Origin of the sequence: Streptomyces sp. CGMCC 4.7035, from assembly GCF_031583065.1 — a bacterium.
In the GTDB taxonomy this organism is placed as follows: domain Bacteria; phylum Actinomycetota; class Actinomycetes; order Streptomycetales; family Streptomycetaceae; genus Streptomyces; species Streptomyces yaanensis.
Genome location: NZ_CP134053.1, coordinates 2,427,351 through 2,448,988, shown reverse-complemented (window position 1 = coordinate 2,448,988; position 21,638 = coordinate 2,427,351). Strand labels below are relative to the sequence as shown.

Annotated in this window: 17 protein-coding genes; 5 read left to right on the top strand and 12 right to left on the bottom strand. The window is 71.6% G+C overall.

Translation table 11 applies throughout. From position 1 onward, the window contains the following. Position 1: 1 nt before the first annotated feature. A complete protein-coding gene (locus tag Q2K21_RS10245) occupies positions 2 to 829 on the bottom strand; it encodes an enoyl-CoA hydratase family protein (protein WP_310769146.1) in 828 nt (275 codons plus the stop codon). 409 nt (positions 830 to 1,238) lie between these two features. On the opposite strand from Q2K21_RS10245, the gene Q2K21_RS10240 reads away from it, so the two are divergent. Continuing rightward, positions 1,239 to 1,688, top strand: coding sequence for an ATP-binding protein (locus Q2K21_RS10240; protein WP_310769144.1), 450 nt, complete (start codon positions 1,239 to 1,241; stop codon positions 1,686 to 1,688). Here the strand turns inward: Q2K21_RS10240 and Q2K21_RS10235 are convergent. From Q2K21_RS10235 to Q2K21_RS10225, 3 genes are all read right to left on the bottom strand, one after another. Beyond that, on the bottom strand, positions 1,648 to 3,120 hold the full coding sequence (locus Q2K21_RS10235) for an amino acid permease (RefSeq protein ID WP_310769142.1): 1,473 nt from the start codon (positions 3,118 to 3,120) through the stop codon (positions 1,648 to 1,650). The two genes, Q2K21_RS10240 and Q2K21_RS10235, sit on opposite strands and share 41 nt — an antisense overlap. Before the next feature lie 134 nt (positions 3,121 to 3,254). Next, positions 3,255 to 4,262 (bottom strand): ornithine carbamoyltransferase, encoded by a 1,008-nt coding sequence (argF, locus tag Q2K21_RS10230; RefSeq protein ID WP_310769140.1) that lies wholly within the window; start codon positions 4,260 to 4,262, stop codon positions 3,255 to 3,257. A gap of 121 nt (positions 4,263 to 4,383) precedes the next feature. Beyond that, a complete protein-coding gene (locus Q2K21_RS10225) occupies positions 4,384 to 5,613 on the bottom strand; it encodes an arginine deiminase (RefSeq protein WP_310769138.1) in 1,230 nt (409 codons plus the stop codon). A gap of 164 nt (positions 5,614 to 5,777) precedes the next feature. Here Q2K21_RS10225 and Q2K21_RS10220 point away from each other — a divergent pair, with 164 nt between their 5' ends. Together Q2K21_RS10220 and Q2K21_RS10215 are read left to right on the top strand one after the other, a co-directional pair. Continuing rightward, the gene (locus tag Q2K21_RS10220) at positions 5,778 to 6,848 is read left to right on the top strand and encodes an SPFH domain-containing protein (RefSeq protein WP_310780801.1); all 1,071 of its coding nucleotides are present in this window, start codon (positions 5,778 to 5,780) and stop codon (positions 6,846 to 6,848) included. Further along, entirely contained in the window at positions 6,845 to 7,744 is a 900-nt protein-coding gene (locus tag Q2K21_RS10215; protein ID WP_310769137.1) for an NAD(+)/NADH kinase, read from the top strand. The genes Q2K21_RS10220 and Q2K21_RS10215 overlap by 4 nt, the downstream gene beginning before the upstream one ends. 149 nt (positions 7,745 to 7,893) lie before the next feature. Here the strand turns inward: Q2K21_RS10215 and Q2K21_RS10210 are convergent, their stop codons facing one another. From Q2K21_RS10210 to Q2K21_RS10195, 4 genes are all read right to left on the bottom strand, one after another. Beyond that, the gene (locus tag Q2K21_RS10210) at positions 7,894 to 10,440 is read right to left on the bottom strand and encodes a polynucleotide kinase-phosphatase (RefSeq protein WP_310769135.1); all 2,547 of its coding nucleotides are present in this window, start codon (positions 10,438 to 10,440) and stop codon (positions 7,894 to 7,896) included. Further along, a complete protein-coding gene (locus Q2K21_RS10205) occupies positions 10,437 to 11,900 on the bottom strand; it encodes a 3' terminal RNA ribose 2'-O-methyltransferase Hen1 (protein WP_310769133.1) in 1,464 nt (487 codons plus the stop codon). The genes Q2K21_RS10210 and Q2K21_RS10205 overlap by 4 nt, the downstream gene beginning before the upstream one ends. A gap of 187 nt (positions 11,901 to 12,087) precedes the next feature. Further along, positions 12,088 to 12,747, bottom strand: a complete 660-nt coding sequence (locus Q2K21_RS10200) for a TMEM175 family protein (protein ID WP_310769131.1) — start codon at positions 12,745 to 12,747, stop codon at positions 12,088 to 12,090. A gap of 200 nt (positions 12,748 to 12,947) precedes the next feature. After that, on the bottom strand, positions 12,948 to 13,871 hold the full coding sequence (locus tag Q2K21_RS10195) for an LLM class F420-dependent oxidoreductase (protein ID WP_310769129.1): 924 nt from the start codon (positions 13,869 to 13,871) through the stop codon (positions 12,948 to 12,950). Between the two features lie 212 nt (positions 13,872 to 14,083). Here Q2K21_RS10195 and Q2K21_RS10190 point away from each other — a divergent pair, with 212 nt between their 5' ends. Then, positions 14,084 to 14,257 (top strand): hypothetical protein, encoded by a 174-nt coding sequence (locus Q2K21_RS10190; protein WP_310769127.1) that lies wholly within the window; start codon positions 14,084 to 14,086, stop codon positions 14,255 to 14,257. Positions 14,258 to 14,265: 8 nt separating this feature from the next. Here Q2K21_RS10190 and Q2K21_RS10185 read toward each other — a convergent pair whose 3' ends face one another. The 4 genes from Q2K21_RS10185 to Q2K21_RS10170 form a co-directional block, all read right to left on the bottom strand. Continuing rightward, positions 14,266 to 14,742: a DUF6099 family protein gene (locus tag Q2K21_RS10185; protein ID WP_310780798.1), complete on the bottom strand. Its 477-nt coding sequence runs from the start codon at positions 14,740 to 14,742 to the stop codon at positions 14,266 to 14,268. 199 nt (positions 14,743 to 14,941) lie between these two features. After that, a complete protein-coding gene (locus Q2K21_RS10180; RefSeq protein WP_310769126.1) occupies positions 14,942 to 15,295 on the bottom strand; it encodes a nucleotide pyrophosphohydrolase in 354 nt (117 codons plus the stop codon). After that, complete coding sequence (locus Q2K21_RS10175; protein ID WP_310780795.1) at positions 15,292 to 16,380, bottom strand: AAA family ATPase; 1,089 nt, start codon at positions 16,378 to 16,380, stop codon at positions 15,292 to 15,294. The genes Q2K21_RS10180 and Q2K21_RS10175 overlap by 4 nt, the downstream gene beginning before the upstream one ends. Before the next feature lie 471 nt (positions 16,381 to 16,851). After that, entirely contained in the window at positions 16,852 to 17,268 is a 417-nt protein-coding gene (locus tag Q2K21_RS10170; protein ID WP_310780792.1) for a cell division protein SepF, read from the bottom strand. A gap of 217 nt (positions 17,269 to 17,485) precedes the next feature. Between Q2K21_RS10170 and Q2K21_RS10165 the strand changes: the two genes are divergently transcribed. Then, positions 17,486 to 21,610, top strand: a complete 4,125-nt coding sequence (locus Q2K21_RS10165; RefSeq protein WP_310769125.1) for a molybdopterin-dependent oxidoreductase — start codon at positions 17,486 to 17,488, stop codon at positions 21,608 to 21,610. Positions 21,611 to 21,638 lie beyond the last annotated feature (28 nt).

Genomic DNA, 21,638 nt, shown 5'->3' with positions numbered 1-21,638 from the left:
GTCACCTCCCCCGCCACTTCGGCGGCCGCTTCTCCGTGAAGGCGGCGTGGAACTCGGCGTAGTCCTCGCCGTGCATCAGCAGCGCCTGGGTCGCGGCGTCCAGTTCCACCGACGCGGCGAGCGGCATGTCCAGCTCGGCCGTGAGCAGCGCCTTCGTCTGGGCGTACGCGAGCGCCGGGCCGTCGGCGAGGCGCCGGGCCAGCGCCTGGGCGGCCTCGTCGGCGCGGCCCTCCTCGGTCAGCTCGCTGATCAGCCCGATCCGTTCGGCCTCCGGCGCTCGCACCGGCTCGCCCAGCATGAGCAGCCGGGTGGCGTGCCCGAGCCCGACGATCCGTGGCAGTAGATAGGCGGCACCCATGTCGCCGCCGGAGAGCCCGACCTTGGTGAAGAGGAACGCGAAGCGGGCGGAGGGGTCCGCCACCCGGAAGTCCGCGGCCAGCGCGAGGACGGCGCCCGCACCGGCGGCCACCCCGTGCACGGCCGCGATCACCGGGAACGGACACTCCCGCACGGCCCGTACGACCTGCCCGGTCATGCGGTTGAAGTCGAGCAGCCGGCCGGTGTCCATGGACAGCGTGGCGCCGATGATCTCGTCGACGTCGCCGCCGGAGCAGAAGCCGCGGCCCTCACCGGCCAGCACCAGGGCCCGTACGGACTTCTCCCGGGACAGCTCGGCGAGCAGGTCGCGCAGGTCGGCGTAGGAGCCGAAGGTGAGCGCGTTGAGTTTCTCGGGGCGGGTCAGGGTGACCGTGGCGACACCGTCGGCGACCGTGCACCGCAGGTGCCGCCAGTCGGAGGTGCGGGCGGCGGAGCCGATGAAGGGACTCATGACGTGCGGCCTCCTTGGACGGGGGCGGCTGTCTGCACTGCAACTCTATGACGAAGTTATCACTGCCGTCATGATTACGCGATACAGGCGGGGCGGAGCAGTGGGGTGCGGTGGGGCTGGGGGCGCACGCGGAGCTGTCGTGCCCCAGCGAGTGAGCCGGAGGGGCGCGCCGGAGGCGAACGAGCCAAAAAAAGGGGCGTGCGCCCGGCGCCATGTGACAACCGCCCGGCACCGCGTCACACCTTCTCGACAGGGCGGTAACGAAGGGCACTGTCGTGCGCGGCGGGTCGTCGTCAGGGGTACGCCGCCAGGTACCGGGGCCGACGCAGACCCCGGGCGGAGCCCCCCGACGGCACCCGTCGGGGCGCGCCGTACCATGCCAGAAGTTGAAAGCAGGACAGCCTGCTCCATGAACGGACCCGCCTTGCACGAACTCCCCGCCCCCGCCTCCTGGCGCATCGCGCTGCCGCACACCGCCGCAGCCGTGCCCGTCGCCCGCGCCCTGGTCCGTACGGCGCTGGCGGAGATCGAGCACGCGGCCGACAGCGACACCGCGGAACTGCTCACCGCGGAGCTGGTCGCGAACGCCGTGGAGCACGCCGCGGGTGACGGGCCGATAGAGCTGGTCGTCGAGCTGATGCCGACGGGCTGCAAGGTCGAGGTGCACGACCCCGACCCGGCGCCGCCCGGCAGTCTGACCCACCCGGCCGTGGCGGACCCCGACCCCTGGCAGGAACACGGGCGGGGGCTGCTGCTGATCCGCAGCCTCAGCTCGTCCTGCGGGCACCGCCCCACCGACTCCGGCAAGGCGGTCTGGTTCAGACTGCCTGTGGTTCCACAGCAGCGGCGTCCGGCGTGACCTCGGCCGTGGCGGCGGCGAGGCGTGAGTTCCGGCGCCCGTAGAGGACGTACACGAGGAACCCGGCCGCGAGGAAGACCGCGAACTGCACCCAGGTCGCCCAGCCCGTCTCGTACATCAGGTAGAGGCAGAAGCCGACGCCGAGCAGCGGGACCACCGGATAGAGGGGCACGCGGAAGGTCCGGGGCAGGCCCGCCGCGCGGCGGCGCAGGGCGATCACCGCGACGTTGACGACCGCCATGACGGCGAGCGTGCCGATGGTGCACAGGTTGACCACGGAGTCCAGCGAGGCGAAGGCCGCCGGGACCGCGAAGACGACCGCCACGATCAGGGTGCCGGTGACCGGGGTCGCGGTCTTCGGCGAGACGCGTTCGAAGACGCGCGGGATCAGGCCGTCGCGGGACATCGACATGAGGATGCGGGTCTGGCCGTACATCACCGCGAGGACCACCGAGGCGATGGCGACGACCGCGCCGAAGGCGATGACACCGCCGCCGACCGTGGAGCCGGTGACCTGGTTGACGACGTACGACAGCGCGGCGGGCCGGCCGCCGACCCCGGGTCCGCCGATGGCGCCGATCGCGGCGAGCGCGACCGCGCAGTACAGCAGCGTCACCAGGCCGATGCAGACGAGGATCGCGATCGGGATGTCGCGGCGCGGGTTCCGCGCCTCCTCGCCCGCGGTGGTGATCGCGTCGAAGCCGATGTACGAGAAGAAGGCGGCCGTGGTGCCGGCGCCGATGCCGCCGAGCCCGGCGGGCGAGAACGGGGTCAGGTTGCCGTCCTTGAAGGCGGTGAACCCGATGGCGCAGAAGGCGACGAGGATGGCGAGCTTGAGCACGGCCATGGCGGCGGTGGCCCGGGCGCTCTCACGGACCCCGCGTACGAGGAGGACGGAGGCCATGGCGATGACGATCACGGCGGGCAGGTTGATCACCCCGCCGTCGCCGGGCCCGGCGGAGAGTGCCGTGGGCAGCTGCCATCCGATGAGGCTGCCCAGCAGTTCGTTGACGTACTGGCTCCAGCCGACCGCGACGGCCGAGACGGACACGCCGTACTCCAGGAGCAGACACCAGCCGACGAGGAAGGCCGTGCCCTCGCCGAGGCCTGCGTACGCGAAGGAGTACGAGGATCCGGAGACCGGGATCGCGCCGCCCAGCTCGGCGAACGCGAACGCCGTGAAGACACAGGTGATCGCGGCGAGCACGAAGGAGACGACGACGGCGGGGCCGGCCTGGGCGACCGAGTCGGACAGGCCGACGAAGATGCCGGTGCCGACGATCGCGCCGACGCCGAAGCAGACGAGCTGGAACAGGCCCATGTGGCGCTTGAGGCCGTGGCCCGCGAGATCGGCGCCGGCCTCGGCGACGAGCAGCTCGGGGGACTTGATGCGGAGGGGATTGGCGGAACTGCCGGGCGTGCGGGTGGGCATACGGGTGGTGCTCTTTCGGTGGTGCGGGCGCGATGGGATACATCGCGTGACGGGCCGCGGAAGGGGTGGCTCCGGGCCCGTCGAGGATCGTACGGGAGTGCGCGGGTCGGTGTTCCGGGAGCGGACGCGCCCGGTCAGGCGAGGGTGGCGACCAGGACGGCCTTGATCGTGTGCATCCGGTTCTCGGCCTCGTCGAAGACGACGGAGTGCTCGGACTCGAACACCTCGTCGGTGACCTCCAGCTCGGTCAGCCCGTGCCGTTCGTGGATCTCGCGGCCGATGTCGGTGCCGAGGTCGTGGAAGGCGGGCAGGCAGTGCAGGAACTTCACGTCGTCGTTGCCGGTGGCGCGCAGCACGTCCATGGTCACGGCGTACGGCCCGAGCAGCGCTATGCGCTCGTCCCAGACCTCCTTGGGCTCACCCATCGACACCCATACGTCGGTGGCGACGAAGTCGGCGCCGCGCACGCCTTCCTTCACGTCCTCGGTGAGGGTGACCCGGGCACCGGAGACGGCTGCGAGCTGCTGGGCCAGACCCACGATCGTCTCGTCCGGCCACAGCAGCCTGGGCGCGACGATGCGGACGTCCATGCCGAGCAGGGCGCCGGTGACGAGGTAGGAGTTGCCCATGTTGTAGCGGGCGTCGCCGAGGTAGGCGTAGGCGATCTCGGTCAGCGGCTTGTCGCTGTGCTCGGTCATGGTGAGCACGTCGGCGAGCATCTGGGTGGGGTGCCACTCGTCGGTGAGTCCGTTGTAGACGGGGACGCCGGCGTATGCGGCCAGCTCCTCGACGACGCCCTGTCCGTGCCCGCGGTACTCGATGGCGTCGAACATCCGGCCGAGCACACGGGCGGTGTCCTTGACGGACTCCTTGTGCCCGATCTGCGAGCCGGCGGGGTCGAGATACGTCGTGGAGGCGCCCTGGTCGGCGGCCGCGACCTCGAAGGCGCAGCGTGTGCGGGTCGAGGTCTTCTCGAAGACCAGCGCGATGTTCCTGCCCGCCAGACAGCGCGTCTCGGTCCCGGCCTTCTTGGCCGCCTTGAGCTCGGCGGCCAGCTCGATCAGACCGCGGAACTCCTCTGCGGTGAAGTCCAGCTCCTTGAGGAAGTGGCGGCCGGCGAGGGCGGTCGGGACTGTCGCCATGGGAGCGCTCCAGGGGTGGGAGGGGGACGAACAAGGGCAGGGCACAGGGACGGGACGGATGGAAGTCTATACGACCTCCCACATTTCTATACGGAGCCAGGTCCGCCCCCCAAGGAGCCCGTCAGGCGGTGACCGCGTCCCTCTCCACCGGACAGCTCATGCATCGCGGCCCTCCCCTCCCCCTCCCCAGCTCGCTCCCCGGAATCTCGATCACTTCGATCCCCTGCTTGCGCAGATGCGTATTGGTGGTGGAGTTGCGCTCATAGGCGATGACGACCCCCGGCTCGACCGCGAGGACGTTGCATCCGTCGTCCCACTGCTCCCGCTCGGCCGAGTGCACGTCCTGCGTGGCGGTCAGCACACGCACCTCGCTCAGGCCGAGCGCCGCGGCGATCGCCCGGTGCATGTGCTCCGGCGGATGGTCGGTGACCTTGAGCTCTTTGTCCCCGGAGCCGGGCTCGATGGTGTAGGAGCGGAGCATGCCGAGTCCCGCGTACTGGGTGAAGGTGTCGCCGTCGATCATGGTCATCACGGTGTCGAGGTGCATGAAGGCGCGCCGCTTGGGCATGTCGAGCGCCACGATGGTCCGGGCCGAGCCGGCGGCGAAGAGCTTGTGCGCGAGCATCTCCACGGCCTGGGGTGTGGTGCGCTCGCTCATGCCGATGAGCACGGCGCCGTTGCCGATGACCAGCACGTCACCGCCCTCGATGGTGGACGGGTAGTCGGACTGTCCCTCGGACCAGAGGCGGAAGGTCTCGTCGCGGAACAGCGGGTGGTGCCGGTAGATCGCCTCGAAGTGGACGGTCTCGCGCTGCCGCGCGGGCCAGCGCATGGCGTTGATGGAGACACCGTCGTAGATCCAGGCGGAGGTGTCGCGGGTGAAGAGGTGGTTGGGCAGCGGCCCGAGGAGGAAGTCGTCGAGGTCCATCGCATGGAACCGCACGGAGACGGGCTCCGGGTGGACGTCGAGGAACTCCCGCTTGGTCATGCCGCCGACGAGGACCTCGGCGAGCGCGGGGGCGGGCAGGCTCTCGAAGGCGGCGCGGAGGTGGTCGGTGGCGAGCGGCCCGTACTCCTTCTCGTCGAAGACCCGGTCCAGGACGAGGGATCTGGCCACCGGGATCTCCAGGACCTCCGTGAGCAGATCACCGAAGAGGTGGACGACGACGCCGCGGTCGCGGAGCACGTCGGCGAACCCGTCGTGCTCCGCGCGCGCCCGACGCACCCACAGCACGTCGTCGAAGAGGAGGGCGTCCTTATTGCTGGGGGTGAGCCTTGCGAGCTCGAGATCCGGCCGGTGCAGGATGACGCGGCGCAGCCGCCCGGCCTCGGAGTCGACTTGGAATCCCATGTCTCCATCCTGACCATTCGGGCGCGTGTTCACCCTTGGTTCGCGGCGAACCGGAACGGTTTAATTTCGTCCTCTTGACGATAAGCGGGCCTCACGCTTATCGTCCTAATGACGAGAAGAGCGGGTCACGCTCAGGAACTCGCAACGAGGGGGGCATGGCACACATGGCCGACATCACGCGGCGCTTCGGCTGGCGTCATCTGCGCGGCGCACCTACCGCGCACATCCGGCACCACCGGGCGGGTCGCCTGGTCCACGACGGGCCGGGGCTCAGCTTCTGGTACCGCTCGCTGACCGCCGCGCTCTCGGAAGTTCCCGTGGACGACCGCGAACTGGCGATGACGTTCCATGCCCGTACGTCCGACTTCCAGGACGTGGCGGTCCAGGCGACGGTCACGTACCGGATCAGCGACCCGGGCCTCGCGGCGGCGCGCCTGGACTTCTCCATCGACCCGGACACGGGCGTCTGGCGGGGCGCGCCGCTGGAGCAGCTCTCGACGCTGCTGACGGAGGCGGCCCAGCAGCACGCGCTGGACGTCCTGGCCCGTACGCCGCTGTCGGCGGCCCTGGTCGACGGGGTCGCGGCGGTGCGGGAGCGGGTCGCGGCCGGGCTCGCTGAGGAGCCCCGGCTGCCCGCGACGGGGATCGAGGTGGTCGCGGTCCGGGTCGTGGCGCTGCGCCCCGAGCCCGAGGTGGAGCGGGCGCTGCGGACCCCGGCGCGCGAGCGGATCCAGCAGGAGGCGGACCGGGCGACGTACGAACGCCGGGCCGTGGCCGTCGAGCGGGAGCGCGCCATCGCCGAGAACGAACTGGCCAGCCAGATCGAACTCGCCCGCCGCGAGGAGCAGTTGGTCGAACAGCGCGGGACGAACGCGCGACGCGAGGCGGAGGAGCACGCGGCGGCCGACGAGGTGCGCGCCCAGGCGGAGGCGGCGCGGACGGTACGGCTGGCCGACGCCGAGGCGCAGCGGACGGAACGGCTGGCTCAGGCGGAGGCGGCGCGCTCCGTACGACTCGCCCGGGCGAAGGCCGAAGGGGCGCGCGAGGTGGGTGAGGCGCGGGCCCAGGCGCAGGCGGCCTGGCTGCGGGTGCACGCGGACGTTGACGTCACCACGCTGCACGCGCTGACGGGATCGCGGCTGGCGGAGAACCTGCCGCGGATCGACAGCGTGACGGTGTCGCCGGACGTGCTGACGGGACTGCTCGCCAGGCTGGGGTCCGGTGAGCGGGCGTGAGTCTCGCCCCGCGGATCGTCCTCGTCCATCGCACCACGGAGTACGAGGAGTTGGTGGCCCGGCACGGTACGCACGGGCAGGCGGCCTTCTTCCTCTCCTCCCGCGGCCGTGACATCGGGGAGGTCGCCGAGCGGCACCACCGGACGCGGCGGGCGCTCGCCGAAGTGGCGGCCGCAGTGCCGTTGACGTGGCGTCAGACTCGTGTGGAACGCGGCGACTTGGACCGCTTCCTGTTCGCCGAGGAGGACGTGGTCGTCGTGGTCGGACAGGACGGGCTGGTGGCGAATGTCGCCAAATACCTTGCCGGGCAGCCGGTGGTGGGGATCGACACCGATCCCGGGCGCAATCCGGGGGTGCTGGTGCGACACCGGCCGGAGCAGGCGGCGGTGCTGCTGCCTGCGGTGCTCGCGCGGGGCACGGGCGTCGACGAACTCACCATGGTCGAGGCCGTCGCGGACGACAGTCAGCGCCTGGTCGCGCTGAACGAGATCTATCTCGGGGCGGCCGGCCACCAGACGGCCCGGTACCGCCTGGGCCTCGACGGCGACGGGGGTGTCGTCGAGGCCCAGGCCTCGTCCGGAGTGCTGGTGGGGACGGGGACGGGGGCGACCGGATGGATCCGGTCGGTGTGGCAGGAGCGGGGCGCGGGACTGCGGCTGCCTGGGCCCACGGAGGAACGGTTGCTGTGGTTCGTACGGGAGGCCTGGCCGTCCCCGGCCACCGGTACGGCCAGGGTGGCGGGCGAACTCACGGCGTCGGCGCGGCTCAGACTCACCGTCGAGTCCGAGCGGCTGATCGCCTTCGGGGACGGGATGGAGGGGGACGCGGTGGAGCTGACGTGGGGGCAGTCGGTGGGGGTGGGGGTGTGCGGGGAGCGGTTGCGGCTGGTGGGCTGAGGGTGGTGGGGCGGAGTGGTTTTCGCCCCCGCCGCCCCTACCCGTCCCGTACCTGGGGGCTGCCGCCCCCAGACCCCCGCTGTCGGCCTTGACGGCCTCGTCCTCAATCGCCGGACGGGCTGAAAGATTCAGCCCGTCCGGCGATTGATTCACAGGCGGGGGTCCACCGGCTCCGACTCCAGAGCCAGCACCCCGAACACCGCCTCGTGGACCCGCCACAGCGGCTCGCCCTCGGCCAGCCGGTCGAGGGCCTCCAGGCCGAGCGCGTACTCGCGGATCGCCAGCGAGCGCTTGTGGTTCAGGAACCGCTGCCTCAGGCGCGCGAGGTTGTCGGGGCGCGTGTACTCCGGGCCGTAGATGATACGGAGGTACTCGCGGCCCCGGCACTTGATGCCCGGCTGCACCAGGCGGCCGGCGGCGCTGCGTACCACCGCCTCCACCGGCTTGACGACCATCCCCTCGCCGCCCCGCCCCGTCATCTCCAGCCACCAGTCGACACCGGCCCGGACGGATTCCGGGTCGCCCGTGTCGACGTACAGACGTCGGGTCGTCTGCAGCAGCCCGGTCCCGTCGTGCTCGACCAGCCGGTCGAGCAGCGCCAGTTGCTCGTCGTGGGGCAGGGCCGCGAGGCTGCGGCCCTGGACCGCCAGAAGCTGGAACGGGGCCAGGCGGACGCCGTCCAGGCCCTGCGTCGGCCAGCAGTACCGGCGGTACGCCTCCGTGAACGCCGCCGCGTCCGCGGCCCGTTCACGCTGGCGCGCCAGCAGGTCCGTCACGTCGACGCCCCGCGCCGCCGCGCCCTCGAGCGCGGTCAGGGCACCCGGGAACGCCGCCCCGGACGCGGCTCCCACCGCCGCGTACTGACTGCGCAGCAGCCCCGACGCCTTGAGCGACCAGGGCAACAGCTCGGCGTCGAGCAGGATCCAGTCGGTCTCCAGTTCCTCCCACAGGCCCGCATCGCCGATCGCCGACCGTACCCGCCCGAGGATCTCCTCCGTCACCGCCTCGTCGTCGAAGAAGGGGCGCCCGGTGCGCGTGTACAGCGAGCCCGTCGGACCCTCGACCCCGAACCGCTTGCGCGCGGCCTCCGCGTCCCGGCACACCAGCGCCACCGCCCGCGAGCCCATGTGCTTCTCCTCGCACACGACCCGCGCGACACCGTCCTCGTGGAACTGCGCGAATGCCTCGGCCGGGTGCTCCAAGTAGCCGTCCACGTGCGAGGTCGCCGTCGGGGCCATGGTCGGCGGCAGGTACGGCAGCAGCCGCGGGTCCACGGCGAAACGGCTCATGACCTCCAGGGCCGCCGCCGCGTTCTCCTCCCGGACCGACACCCGGCCCGCGTGCCGTGTCTCGACCACCCTGCGGCCGTGCACGTCGGCCAGGTCCAGCGGACGGCCGTCGTGGCCGCCGGGTGCCTCGGTGGCCAGCGGCCGGGTCGGCTCGTACCAGACCCGCTCGGCCGGTACGTCGACCAGTTCCCGCTCCGGCCAGCGCAGCGCGGTCAGCTTGCCGCCGAACACGGCGCCCGTGTCCAGGCAAATCGTGTTGTTCAGCCACGTGGCCTGCGGAACCGGCGTGTGACCGTAGACCACCGCCGCACGGCCCCGGTAGTCCTCCGCCCACGGGTAACGCACCGGCAGGCCGAACTCGTCCGTCTCCCCCGTCGTGTCGCCGTACAGCGCGTGCGAGCGGACCCGGCCGGAGGTGCGGCCGTGGTACTTCTCCGGCAGACCGGCGTGGCAGACCACCAGGCGGCCGCCGTCGAGGACGTAATGGCTGACGAGGCCGTCGATGAACTCGCGTACCCGCTGCTTGAACTCCTCGCTCTCGCCCTCCATCTGCTCGATGGTCTCGGCGAGTCCGTGCGTGTGCTGGACCTTGCGGCCGCGCAGATGGCGGCCGTACTTGTTCTCGTGGTTGCCCGGCACGCACAGCGCGTCGCCCGACGCCACCATCGACATCACGCGGCGCAGCACGCCCGGGCTGTCGGGGCCGCGGTCCACCAGGTCGCCGACGAAGACCGCCGTACGGCCCTCGGGGTGCACGTCGTCGACATAGCCCAGCTTGCCGAGGAGTGTCTCCAGTTCGGACGAGCAGCCGTGGATGTCGCCGATGATGTCGAAGGGTCCGGTGAGGTGGGTCAGGTCGTTGAAGCGCTTCTCGGTGACGACCGTCGCGTTCTCGACCTCCTCCACACCGCGCAGGACGTGCACCTTGCGGAAGCCCTCGCGTTCCAGGTGCCTGAGCGAGCGGCGCAGTTCACGGGTGTGGCGCTGGATGACCCGGCGCGGCATGTCGGCCCGGTCCGTGCGGGCCGCGTTGCGCTCGGCGCAGACCTCCTCCGGGACGTCGAGCACGATCGCGATGGGCAGCACATCGTGCCGTTTGGCCAGGTCGATCAGCTGGCGGCGGCTCTCCTGCTGCACGCTGGTGGCGTCGACGACCGTACGACGGCCCGCCGCGAGGCGCTTGCCCGTGATGTAGTGCAGCACGTCGAAGGCGTCACCGCTGGCGCTCTGGTCGTTCTCGTCGTCGGCGACCAGGCCTCGGCAGAAGTCCGACGAGATGACCTCGGTCGGCTTGAAGTGCCTGCGGGCGAAGGTGGACTTGCCGGAGCCGGAGGCGCCGATCAGCACCACGAGGGAGAGGTCGGTGACGGGCAGGGTGCGCCCCTTCAGGGGCTGGGTCTCGATCATGCGGCCTTCTCCTCCTTCGCTGCCGTCATCCTGAACACCGCCATCTGCGTGGGCGGCCCCACCTCGGGGTCGTCCGGCCCGACCGGCCTGAACTCGACGTCGTAGCCGTGCCGTTCGGCCACCGTGCCCGCCCAGGCCCGGAACTCCTCCCGCGTCCACTCGAAGCGGTGGTCACCGTGCCGGGCGTGGCCGGCCGGGAGGGTCTCCCAGCGGACGTTGTACTCGACGTTCGGGGTCGTCACGAGCACCGTACGGGGGCGCGCCGAGCCGAACACCGCGTACTCCAGGGCGGACAGCCGGGGCGGGTCGACATGCTCGATGACCTCGCTGAGCACGGCCGCGTCGTAGCCCTTGAGACGGCTGTCGGTGTACGCGAGCGAGCCCTGGAACAGCGTCACGCGCGAGGCCTGCCGCTCCCCCATGCGGTCCAGCTTCAGCCGCCGGGACGCGATGGTGAGCGCCCGCATCGACACGTCGACGCCCACGATCTCGGTGAAACGGACGTCCTTCAGCAGCGCCTGCACCAACTGGCCCTGGCCACACCCGAGGTCGAGCACCCGCCCGGCGCCGGACTCCTTGAGCGCCGCGACGATCGCGTCCCGGCGCTGCACCGCGAGCGGGGTCGGCTTCTCCTCCGTCTCGCTCTCCGTCTCGACCGCGTTGTCGATCTGCTCGACCTCGCTGTCATCGGCCTCCGCGAGACGTACGAGTTCCAGCCGCTCCATCGCCTGCCGGGTCAGCGACCAGCGGCGCGAGAGGTAACGGCTGGTGATCAGCTTCTGCTCCGGGTGGTCGGGCAGCCAGCCCTCGCCGGCCCGCAGCAGCTTGTCGACCTCGTCGGAGGAGACCCAGTAGTGCTTGGCGTCGTCGAGGACGGGGAGCAGGACGTACAGATGGCGCAGGGCCTCGGCCAGGGTCAGCGCCTCGGACTCCAGTACGAGGCGCACGTACCGCGAGTCGCCCCACTCCGGGAACTCGGTGTCCAGCGCCACGGGTTCGGCGGTGACCGTCCAGCCGAGCGGTTCGAAGAGACGGCGTACGAGGCCGGGGCCGCCCCGGGCGGGCAGCGCGGGTATCTCGATGCGCAGGGGCAGCGGCCGCTCGGCGCGCTCGGGCCGGGTGTTGCACACGCCCCGCAGCGCGCTGGAGAACACGCTGCTGAGCGCGACGGCGAGCAGGGAGGAGGCCGCGTACGGGCGGTCGTTGACGTACTGGGCGAGCGCGGCGTCGGGGGCGCCGCCGCGGCCCTTGCCCTTGCCGCGCCGGACCAGTGCCACGGCGTCGACCTCCAGCAGCAGCGCCGCAGTGCAGCGCTCGGCATCCGCCTCGGGGTAGAGGACGTGCGCCGTGCCGTAGGAGGTGGAGAACGCCTGCGATTTCTCGGGATGCTTGTGCAGCAGGAAGCCGAGGTCTGTCGCCGGGTTCTTTTCGTCGCCGGTGGTGGAGATCATCAGAAACACGTGTACGAGTATCGCGGCCCGGAACTCCCGCAGCCAGGGAGTTTTCGCCTGGCTGGGACGCCGCCCGTTTCTGGCGGTGGAAGTCCTCCGTCGGCCGGGCGTGCAGGGTGTGCCGTGGACCCTCGCCTGCGTCGATGCCGCACCCGACCTGAGCGCCCGTGCCTGGCAACCGCCCCCGCATCCCGGGTCAGAACCGGTTCAGGGGCCTGATCCGGGGCGAGAGGGCGGAGTTGATCTGGAGCAGGATGATCACACCGATGGACACGTACGTGCTGAACACGGCGAGGAGCACCGCACCCGCGTACAAGGCCTGGACGACGGCGATCCTGCGGCGGATCGCCCGCAGGTCCTCCGTCGTCGTGTCCGCCTTCAGCAGTCCGGCGAGCTCGGCGTAACGAAGCCCGGCAAGCTGCGCCAGCCCGAGGAACAGCAGATCGGCCCAGTACACCAGCAGCGCCAGCCGCGACGAGGTGAACGCGGTCATGAGGCCGGTGGCGAACGGCATCACGGAGACCCCGAACAGGAACATGAGGTGGATCCACGCGAAGGTCCGGTCGCTGCGCTCGATACGGGAGAGCTGAGTCTGCTGCCCGAGCCAGAACATCCCCAGGGTGAGGAAGCCGAGGAAGCACACGGCGAACTCGGGGCCCACGTGGGTGAGTACGTGGGCGACGGGCTCCTCCTGCTCGACGGCGCCCGGCTGCCAGAGGGCGCGTTCGTCCCATGCGCGCTCGGCGGGGACCTTGAGTTCGAGGATGAGCAACGTCATCGCCACGGCGAAGATGCCGTCGCTGAGTGCTGCGAGCCGGCCGAGTTCCTGGCCCGCGATGCGGTGGTAGTGCGCCATGGCTCCCCCTCATGACTCCCCCTCGGCTTCCGCCGGTCCGGGGGATCGTGACACAGGGGCCGCGGGGAAAGCCAAGGGCCGGGGGCGCGGGGAAAGCCAAGGGCCGGGGGCGCGGCCGTCTGCCGGTCCGGATGCGGTGACGTACCGCGGGGCAGGCGCCCCGGGCCGGTCTCTCGGTCCGGGGCGCTGCCGTGTGTGCGTTACGACAGCTGGGACTGGACCTGGGAGGAGATCAGCTCCAGGTGGTCCAGGTCGTCGAGGTCGAGGATCTGGAGGTAGATGCGCCGGGAGCCGATCTCCGCGTAGCGGCCGATCTTGTCCACGACCTCGGCCGGGGAGCCCGCCAGGCCGTTGGCCTTCAGCTCGTCCACCTCGCGGCCGATGGCGGCTGCGCGGCGGGCCACCTCCTGGTCGTCCCTGCCGACACAGACCACCAGCGCGTTCGAGTAGGTCAGGGCGTCCGCGGCACGTCCGGCCTGCTCGGCGGCGGCGCGGACCCGGCCGAACTGGCGCTCACTGTCCTCGATCGACCCGAACGGCATGTTGAACTCGTCGGCGTACTGCGCGGCCAGCCGCGGGGTGCGGGTCGCGCCGTGGCCGCCGAGGAGTACCGGGATCCTGGCCTGGGCGGGCTTGGGCAGGGCGGGTGAGTCGGTCAGGTCGTAGTACGTCCCGTGGAAGTCGAAGGTCTTGCCGACCTCGGTGGCCCACAGCCCGGTGACGATCTCCAGCTGCTCCTCGAGGCGGGGGAACTTCTCCTTCGGGAACGGAATGCCGTACGCCTTGTGCTCCTCCTCGAACCAGCCCGCGCCCAGGCCCAGCTCGACGCGGCCGCCGGACATCTGGTCGACCTGCGCCACCTGGATGGCGAGGACGCCGGGCAGCCGGAAGGTCGCGGCGGTCATCAGGGTGCCGAGGCGGATGCGCTTGGTCTCACGGGCGAGACCGGCGAGGGTGATCCAGGCGTCGGTAGGGCCGGGGAGGCCGTTTACATCGCCCATCTTCAGATAGTGGTCGGACCGGAAAAATGCGTCGAAGCCCAGGTCCTCGGTGGCCTTGGCGACGGTGAGGAGGGTGTCGTAGGTCGCCCCCTGCTGGGGCTCGGTGAAGATGCGAAGATCCATACCTCCATCCTGCACGTTCGAACGCGCGTCAACCTCATGAGTCCCACCAGCCCCTCCCGACCCGACAGGGTGAAAATCCGTCAACCCGATACTCGGTGCGGGCGAGGTCAGTGACCGGCTGCGACGGTGATCGTTGCTGGTGCGGAGCCGGACCGCCCGGCACCCGTCGCCGGCGGCCGCGCCTCCGGGGCGCCAGCGCCGAGGAGACCGTCATGTCCCAGGAAGCCGTCTTTCCGCACGAGGTGCCGCAGAAGGAGACTGCCGCCGCGCAGCCGAAGGGGCTGCTGGAGCAGATGGAAGAGCTGATGGCCGCGCTCAGTGCGGATCTGTCGCAACTGGATGCGGATCTGCAGCGGCCTGGGGTGGCGGACGACGAGCGGGGCTGACGGGCGATTCAGCCCGCCGTCCTGTGCCGTTCCCGTATCTCGCCGTCCCTCGCCGCCAGTCTGCGCAGCATCTCTTTGACCCGGTCCCTCGACTCGTCCGCCGCGTCGATGGCCTCCATGCACTGCCAGTACGTGCCCTCGTCGTCCGCCGCGCTCGCGACCGCGACGAGGGCCATGCCCAGTTCCACGAGGAGGGTGCCGAGGTCGAGGAGGGCCTCGCGGGCGTCACCCAGGTCCGTGAGCTGGGCGGCGCGCAGGTCGGCCACGTCGAGGGACGGCGTGTCCAGAACGCCGCAGCCTCTGCCCGCCAGCTCGGTCAACCCCAGCGCCTCACCGCGCAGTTCGGGCGGCCCCGACACCGCCAGGCGACTGCCGATGGCCTGCGCCAAGGCGTACGCCTGCCACGCCTCCGTCATGATCCTCTGCCCGTCCCCGCTCCCCGCGAGGGCGCGCCTGCTCGCCATGATGAGCCGCATCGCGTCCATGCGCTGCCCCCGCTCCGTCCCGACCCGCTGCCGCGCGTCCGCCCGAACTCCGCTGTCCACTACCCAGAGTGAAGGCTCATGCGCCGAAAAGCCAGAGCTGGTCCGAAATCTGTGGACAACATAGGGAGTGGGGACAACTCCATGACTCCGGAGAGTGACGATCGGGCGGGCGGGCGCCTCGCCGCTGGACCCTTCCGTCTCATTCCGAACCCGGCTTCGGGAACCTCTCCTCGTTGCGGTCGATCTTCGCGTCCAGCGCCGCCAGCGCGTCGATGCCCAGCACCTCGCACAGCTGGAGCAGATAGGCGAGCACGTCCGCGACCTCGTCGGTCACCCGGTGGGCCGTGCCGGGGTCGTCCATCACCCGTGCCGACTCCTCCGGCGTCAACCACTGGAAGATCTCGACCAGTTCGGACGCTTCCACGCTGAGCGCGGCCGCCAGGTTCTTGGGGGTGTGGTACGGCTGCCAGTTGCGTGCCGCGGCGAACTCCGCGAGCCGGCGCTGCAACCGCGCCACATCCAGGTCTCTCCGCTTCCCCGGTTCCTCTGTCACGGGCTCAGGTCTACCACCGTCACGGCATCCACCCCCTCCGCCCAGGACGTCTCGTTCACCGCACCCACCAGCCGGATATGACCCCGCTGACACATCCGCGCCGCCAGCTCCAGCAGTTCCCGCGCCTGGCGCCGGTCCATGCAGCGGTCGAAGCCGTCCGCCAGCACGGTGAGCGTCTGCAGCGCCTGGGGCACCTCGCCCGCCGGGTCGACCTCCAGGACGCCCGGGCCGGTGAGCAGGACGAGGGCCAGGGCCACGTACCGCAGCTCGCCGTCGCCCAGCAGCGCCAGCGGCGTACGCGGTCCCTCGCCCCGGTCGATCAGCGCGCGGACCATGCCGTCGCCGAGCGGTTCCGCCAGCAGGTCCACGACGCGCCCCGCGCAGCCGGCCCCGACCGCCGCGGTCAGCAGCGCGTGCCGCCGGCCGCACTCCGCGCGCGTCCGCCACAGCACGTCCGCGAGGTTGTCACAGCCCGACAGCAGCCGGCCCGCGCCCAGCCGGACGGGGGCGCGCATCCGGCGGGGATTGGGGTCGCAGGCGAAGACCGAGCGCAGCGCGACCACCATCTGTTCCGCGGCCGCGAGCACCCGGCGCTGGCCGTCCGTCTTCCCGGCCACGCGCAGCGACAGCAGCGCGGTGCCGAGACGGTCGTCCGGGAGTGGGCCCCGGGTCACGGGGGAGGACCCCGCCGTGTGCCAGGCCGCCTGCACGGCCGGACGGCTCGGGTCGCGCAGCGCCGTCTCCAGCAGGACGAGGCCGCCTGAGGTGAGCCTCTCGCCCACGATGCGCAGTTCGGGCTCGGCCTGGACGGCGACGTCGAGCCGGACGGGTCCTTGTGGCCCGTCGGCCGTGCAGCCGATGCGGAAACCGCGCCGCCGCTGGGCGTCGGGCCGCGCCCCCGCGGGTACGCAGGCCGCCGGATCCGGGAACGCCTCCCCCAGCTCTGCCCCGCCCCCGAGCCGCGCCAGCGCCTCGTACGCCTGGAGCGCCCGCGACTTGCCCGAGCCGCTCGGTCCCGCGAAGAGCGTCAACGGCCCCAGCGTGAACCCGGCCCGCCGGTGCCCGGCGAACGCGGACAGCCGCAGCTCGGTGACGCATGGCCGGTCCGGCCGCGGACCGGCGACAACGGCTCGGTCCGCGAGACCGGCTCGGGCCGGAGACGGGTGCGCGAGACCGGCTCTGTCCGGAGACGAGTCCGCGAGAGCCACTCGATCCGGAGACGAGTCCGCAAGACCGCCTCTATCCGGACACGGGTTCGCGAGACCAGCTCCATCCAGAGACGAATCCGCGAGACCCGCTCTATCCGGGCACGCGTCCGCAAAACCGGCTCCGTCCAGAGACGAGTCCGCAAGACCGGCGCGATCTGGCGGCGAATCCGCGAGACCGGCTCGATTCGGCAGGGGCAACGCAGGTGACACGGTCATATCCGGGACCGTAGGCCTCCGCCACCGGAGCGAACCGTTCCTCCCCCACACCCTTCCTACGATCGAGCGACCAACCGGGCGGCCGCCCCAGGGGCATCCTCCCGTCCGACCGGCCCGTCCCGCCGCCGCAGCTCAGACGCCGGGCATCCCAGCCCCTTCCATCAGCCCCCGCACCTCGGTGCCCGGCGGGGTCAGCAGGAAAACGTTGCGGTCGACCCGGTGCATCCCGCTGGAAAGGCCGAAGACGACGCCAGTGCTGAAGTCCAGCACCCGCTTGGCGACCTCGGTCTCCGCACCCGTGAGGTCGAGCAGCACCGGAATCCCGGCCATCAGCGTCTCGGCGACCTCACGCGCGTCCGCGAACACATTGACCCGCAGGACCACGAAGCGGCGGCGCGCCTCGGTCTGGGCCTCGGGTATCGATCGGTGGTCGACCGCGGACGGCCAGGCGTCCCGGCCTCGCAACGGAACGACCTGAGCGAGCCCTTCCCACTGTTCGTCGGTGACATCGCGCCTGCTCACCGGCCCTCCCCACTGGCTCGCACTCATAGTCTGCACCGGCCAAACCTTACGCATAGTCACCCGTTCGGCCCAACAGCGACACGGACCGCGACATCCCCGGGGGCCACTTCGGCCGGATGGCGCCCCTTCCGTACACCCCCATGCCCGCCTCACACCGCGCGTGGGCGCCCTGTGCAGCGCGTGTAACTCCTCAAGATCGTGGCGTGTGACATCCGCGTAACGGGCAATTCGTACTGTCGTCGGCATGACCACGAGCCCCGGCACGCAGCAGATACGGACCGTCTGCTCGTACTGCGGCGTCGGCTGCGGGATCGTGCTCGATGTCGCGACCGGCGCCGACGGCCGCCGCCGCGTCCTCAAGGCCTCCGGCGACAAGGAGCACCCCGCCAACCGCGGCAGGCTGTGCACCAAGGGCGCGACCACCGCCGACCTGCTGGCCGCGCCCGGGCGGCTGACCACGGCCCTCGTCCGCGACGACCGTGGTGCGGAGCCGGTGCCCGCGCCCGTCGACGCGGCCGTTCGTGAGACCGCGGGGCGGCTGCGGGAGATCGTCGACCAGCACGGTCCGGACGCCGTCGCCTTCTACGTCTCGGGGCAGCTGGGCCTGGAGGCGCAGTACCTGGCGAACAAGCTGGCCAAGGGCTTCGTACGGACCAACCAGATCGAGTCGAACTCGCGGCTGTGCATGGCGAGCGCGGGTGCCGGATACAAGCTGTCGCTGGGGGCCGACGGGCCGCCGGGGTCGTACGACGATCTGGACAAGGCGGATGTCTTCCTGGTCATCGGCTCGAACATGGCCGACTGCCATCCGATCCTCTTCCTGCGGCTGATGGACCGCGTCAAGGCGGGCGCCAAGCTGATCGTCGTCGATCCGCGACGCACCGCGACCGCGGACAAGGCCGACCTCTTCCTGCAGATCCGGCCCGGGACCGATCTCGCCCTGCTCAACGGGCTGCTGCACCTGCTGCACGAGAACGGGCACACGGACGCCGACTTCATCGCCCGGCACACCGAGGGCTGGGAGGCGATGCCCGACTTCCTCGCCGACTACCCGCCCGCGTCCGTCGCCGAGGTCACCGGTCTCGCCGAGGACGACATCCGGCGGGCGGCCCGGCTCATCGGCGAGGCCAAGGAGTGGACGAGCTGCTGGACCATGGGGCTCAACCAGTCCACGCACGGGACCTGGAACACCAACGCGCTGGTCAATCTGCACCTCGCGACCGGCGCGATCTGCCGTCCGGGCAGCGGGCCCTTCTCGCTCACCGGGCAGCCCAACGCGATGGGCGGGCGCGAGATGGGCTACATGGGCCCCGGGCTGCCGGGGCAGCGGTCGGTGCTCGTCGATGAGGAGCGCGCGTTCGTCGAGGAGTTGTGGGGGCTGCCGTCCGGCGCGATCCGTGCGGACGGGGTCGGGCGGGGGACCGTCGAGATGTTCCAGAAGATGGCGGACGGGGACATCAAGGCCTGCTGGATCATGTGCACCAACCCTGTGGCCTCGGTGGCCAACCGGAAGACGGTCATCGAGGGTCTTGAGGCCGCCGAGTTCGTCGTCGCGCAGGACGCCTTCGCGGAGACCGAGACCAACGCCTACGCCGACGTCGTCCTGCCCGGCGCGTTGTGGGCCGAGGCGGAGGGCGTCCTGATCAACAGCGAGCGCGGTCTCACGCTCGCCCGGCCCGCGCTGGACCCGCCGGGCGAGGCGATGGCCGACTGGCGGCTGATCGCGGCCGTCGCGCGGGAGATGGGGTACGAGGGGTTCTCGTACGACAGCGCCGAGGAGGTCTTCGAGGAGATCAAGCGGGCGTGGAACCCGAAGACCGGCTGGGATCTGCGGGGTGTGACATACGAGCGGCTGCGGACCGGGCCCGTGCAGTGGCCGGCCGCGCGGGAGGACGGTCCGGCGCGCAATCCGATCCGGTACGTCGAAGGCGGGCTGTCGTTTCCCACGCCGAGCGGTCGGGCGGTGTTCCACGCGCGGCCCCATCTGCCGCCCGCCGAACTGCCCGACGACGACTTCCCGTTCCTCCTCAACACGGGCCGTGTGCAGCACCAGTGGCACACGCTGACGAAGACCGGGAAGGTGGCCAAGCTCAACAAGCTCAATCCCGGGCCGTTCGTGGAGGTGCATCCCGAGGACGCGGCCACGCTCGGCGTCGTGAACGGCGACCGGGTCGAGGTCGCCTCGCGGCGCGGGCGGGCCGTGCTGCCGGCGGTGGTGACCGACCGGGTGCGGCCTGGGTGCTGTTTCGCGCCGTTCCACTGGAACGACCTGTTCGGCGAGTATCTGAGCGTCAACGCGGTGACCAGCGACGCGGTCGACCCGGTGTCGTTCCAGCCGGAGTTCAAGGTGTGCGCGGTGGCGCTGGCGAAGGTGGCGGAACCTGCGCCTATCGCGGGCCGCCCCACGGCGACCGGGGCACCCGTCACGGCCGCCGGCCCGGTGCCCCTCACGGCCGTCACCCCGACGTCCCTCACGGCCGTCACCCCGACGTCCCTCACGGCCGTCGCCCCGACGTCCCTCGCGGCCGTCACCCCGGCCCCCGCTTCCGTCGCACCGGTCGGCGACCTCTTCGGTCTCGCCCCCGCCCCTCCCCCGGTCCTGTCCGCCCAGGAACGCCAGTACCTGACGGGCTTCCTCGCCGGCCTGGGCTCCGGCGCGCCGGGCGTGCCCGTGCTGCCGCCGGACGCTCCCTTCAGTCCCGAGCACGCCCTGTGGGTCAACGGCGTCCTCGCCGGCATGTACTCCAGGACCGGAAGCGCGCCCCAGGAGCGGACCGGCCGCGAGGTCGTCGTGCTGTGGGCCTCGCAGACCGGGAACGCCGAGGAGTTCGCGAGCGCCGCCGCGCAGCGGCTCACCGCGACCGGACACCGGGCCACGCTGGTCGGCATGGACAAGGTCGACGTCGGCCGCCTCCCGGGCGACGCCGACCTGTTGCTGATCACCAGCACGTTCGGCGACGGCGACGCACCCGACAACGGCTCCGGCTTCTGGGACACCCTCTCCGGCCACGAGGCCCCGCGGCTCGACGGCGTGCGCTATGCCGTCCTGGCCTTCGGCGACTCGTCGTACGACGACTTCTGCGGGCACGGGCGGCGGCTCGACGCGCGCCTGAACGAGCTGGGCGCGGCACGTCTGGCGCCGCGCACGGACTGCGAACCCGACTACGAGCCGTCGGCGGGCGCCTGGCTCGACAGCGTCCTCACGGCACTGAGTGGTGCCGCACACGAGGCCCCGCCGGCGCCGAAGACGAGGAAACCGGCCCCGACGACCGCCCGCCTCACCGGCAACCGGCTGCTCAGCCTGCCCGGCGCGAGCAAGGAGGTCCGCCGGTTCACCTTCGACACGAGCGGAACGGACCTCACTTACGAGACCGGGGACGCGCTCGGCGTGCGTCCGGTCAACTCCCCCGCCCTGGTGGAGGAGTGGCTGGAGGTGACGGGCATCGGCCGGTCCGTCGCGGTCGAGGTCACGGGAGTGGGCGAGGTCCCCTTCGCCGAGGCCCTGCTGCGGCATCTCGACATCGCCCGGATCACCCCCGACCTGCTGCGCTTCGTCGCCGAACGCGTCCGCGACGACCGGGAGTTGCGCCCGCTGCTGCGCCCGGACAACAAGGACGGGCTGGCGCGCTGGTGCTGGGGGCGGCAGGCCGTCGACGTGGTCGCCGAGCATGCCGTGCGCGCCTCGGCCGAGGAGTGGGCCGGGGTGCTCAAGCGGCTGCAACCGCGGCTGTACTCGATCTCGTCGAGCCCGTTCGTCGATCCGCACCTGGTGTCGCTGACGGTGTCCGTCGTCCGGTACGAGGGGCTGGGCGGGCAGCCGCGGGCCGGGGTCTGCGGCGGGTTCCTCGCAGACGCGGAGCCGGACGCACCGGTGCCGGTGTTCGTGCAGCGCTCGCCGCACTTCCGCCCTCCCGCGGACGGGTCGACGCCGATGGTGATGGTCGGGCCCGGCACCGGTGTCGCGCCGTTCGTCGGCTTCCTCCAGGAACGCCGGGAGCTGGGGCACAAGGCCCCGAACTGGCTGTTCTTCGGCGAACAGCACCGCGCCACGGACTTCTACTACGAGGACGAGCTGACGGCGCTGCGCCAGGAGGGCGTCCTCACCCGGCTCGACACCGCCTTCTCCCGCGACCAGCGGGCCAAGGTCTACGTCCAGGACCGGATGCGCGAGCACGGCCCCGAGCTGTGGCACTGGCTCCAGGACGGCGCCCGCTTCTACGTCTGCGGGGACGCCTCCCGGATGGCCAAGGACGTCGACCAGGCACTGCGGGACATCGCCGTCCTGCACGGCGGCCTGAGCGAGCCGGAGGCGGCCGCGTACATGAAGCAGCTGGCCGCGGAGAAGCGGTATGTGCGGGACGTCTATTAGGCGGGTGACCGGGGGGCAAGCGGTACAC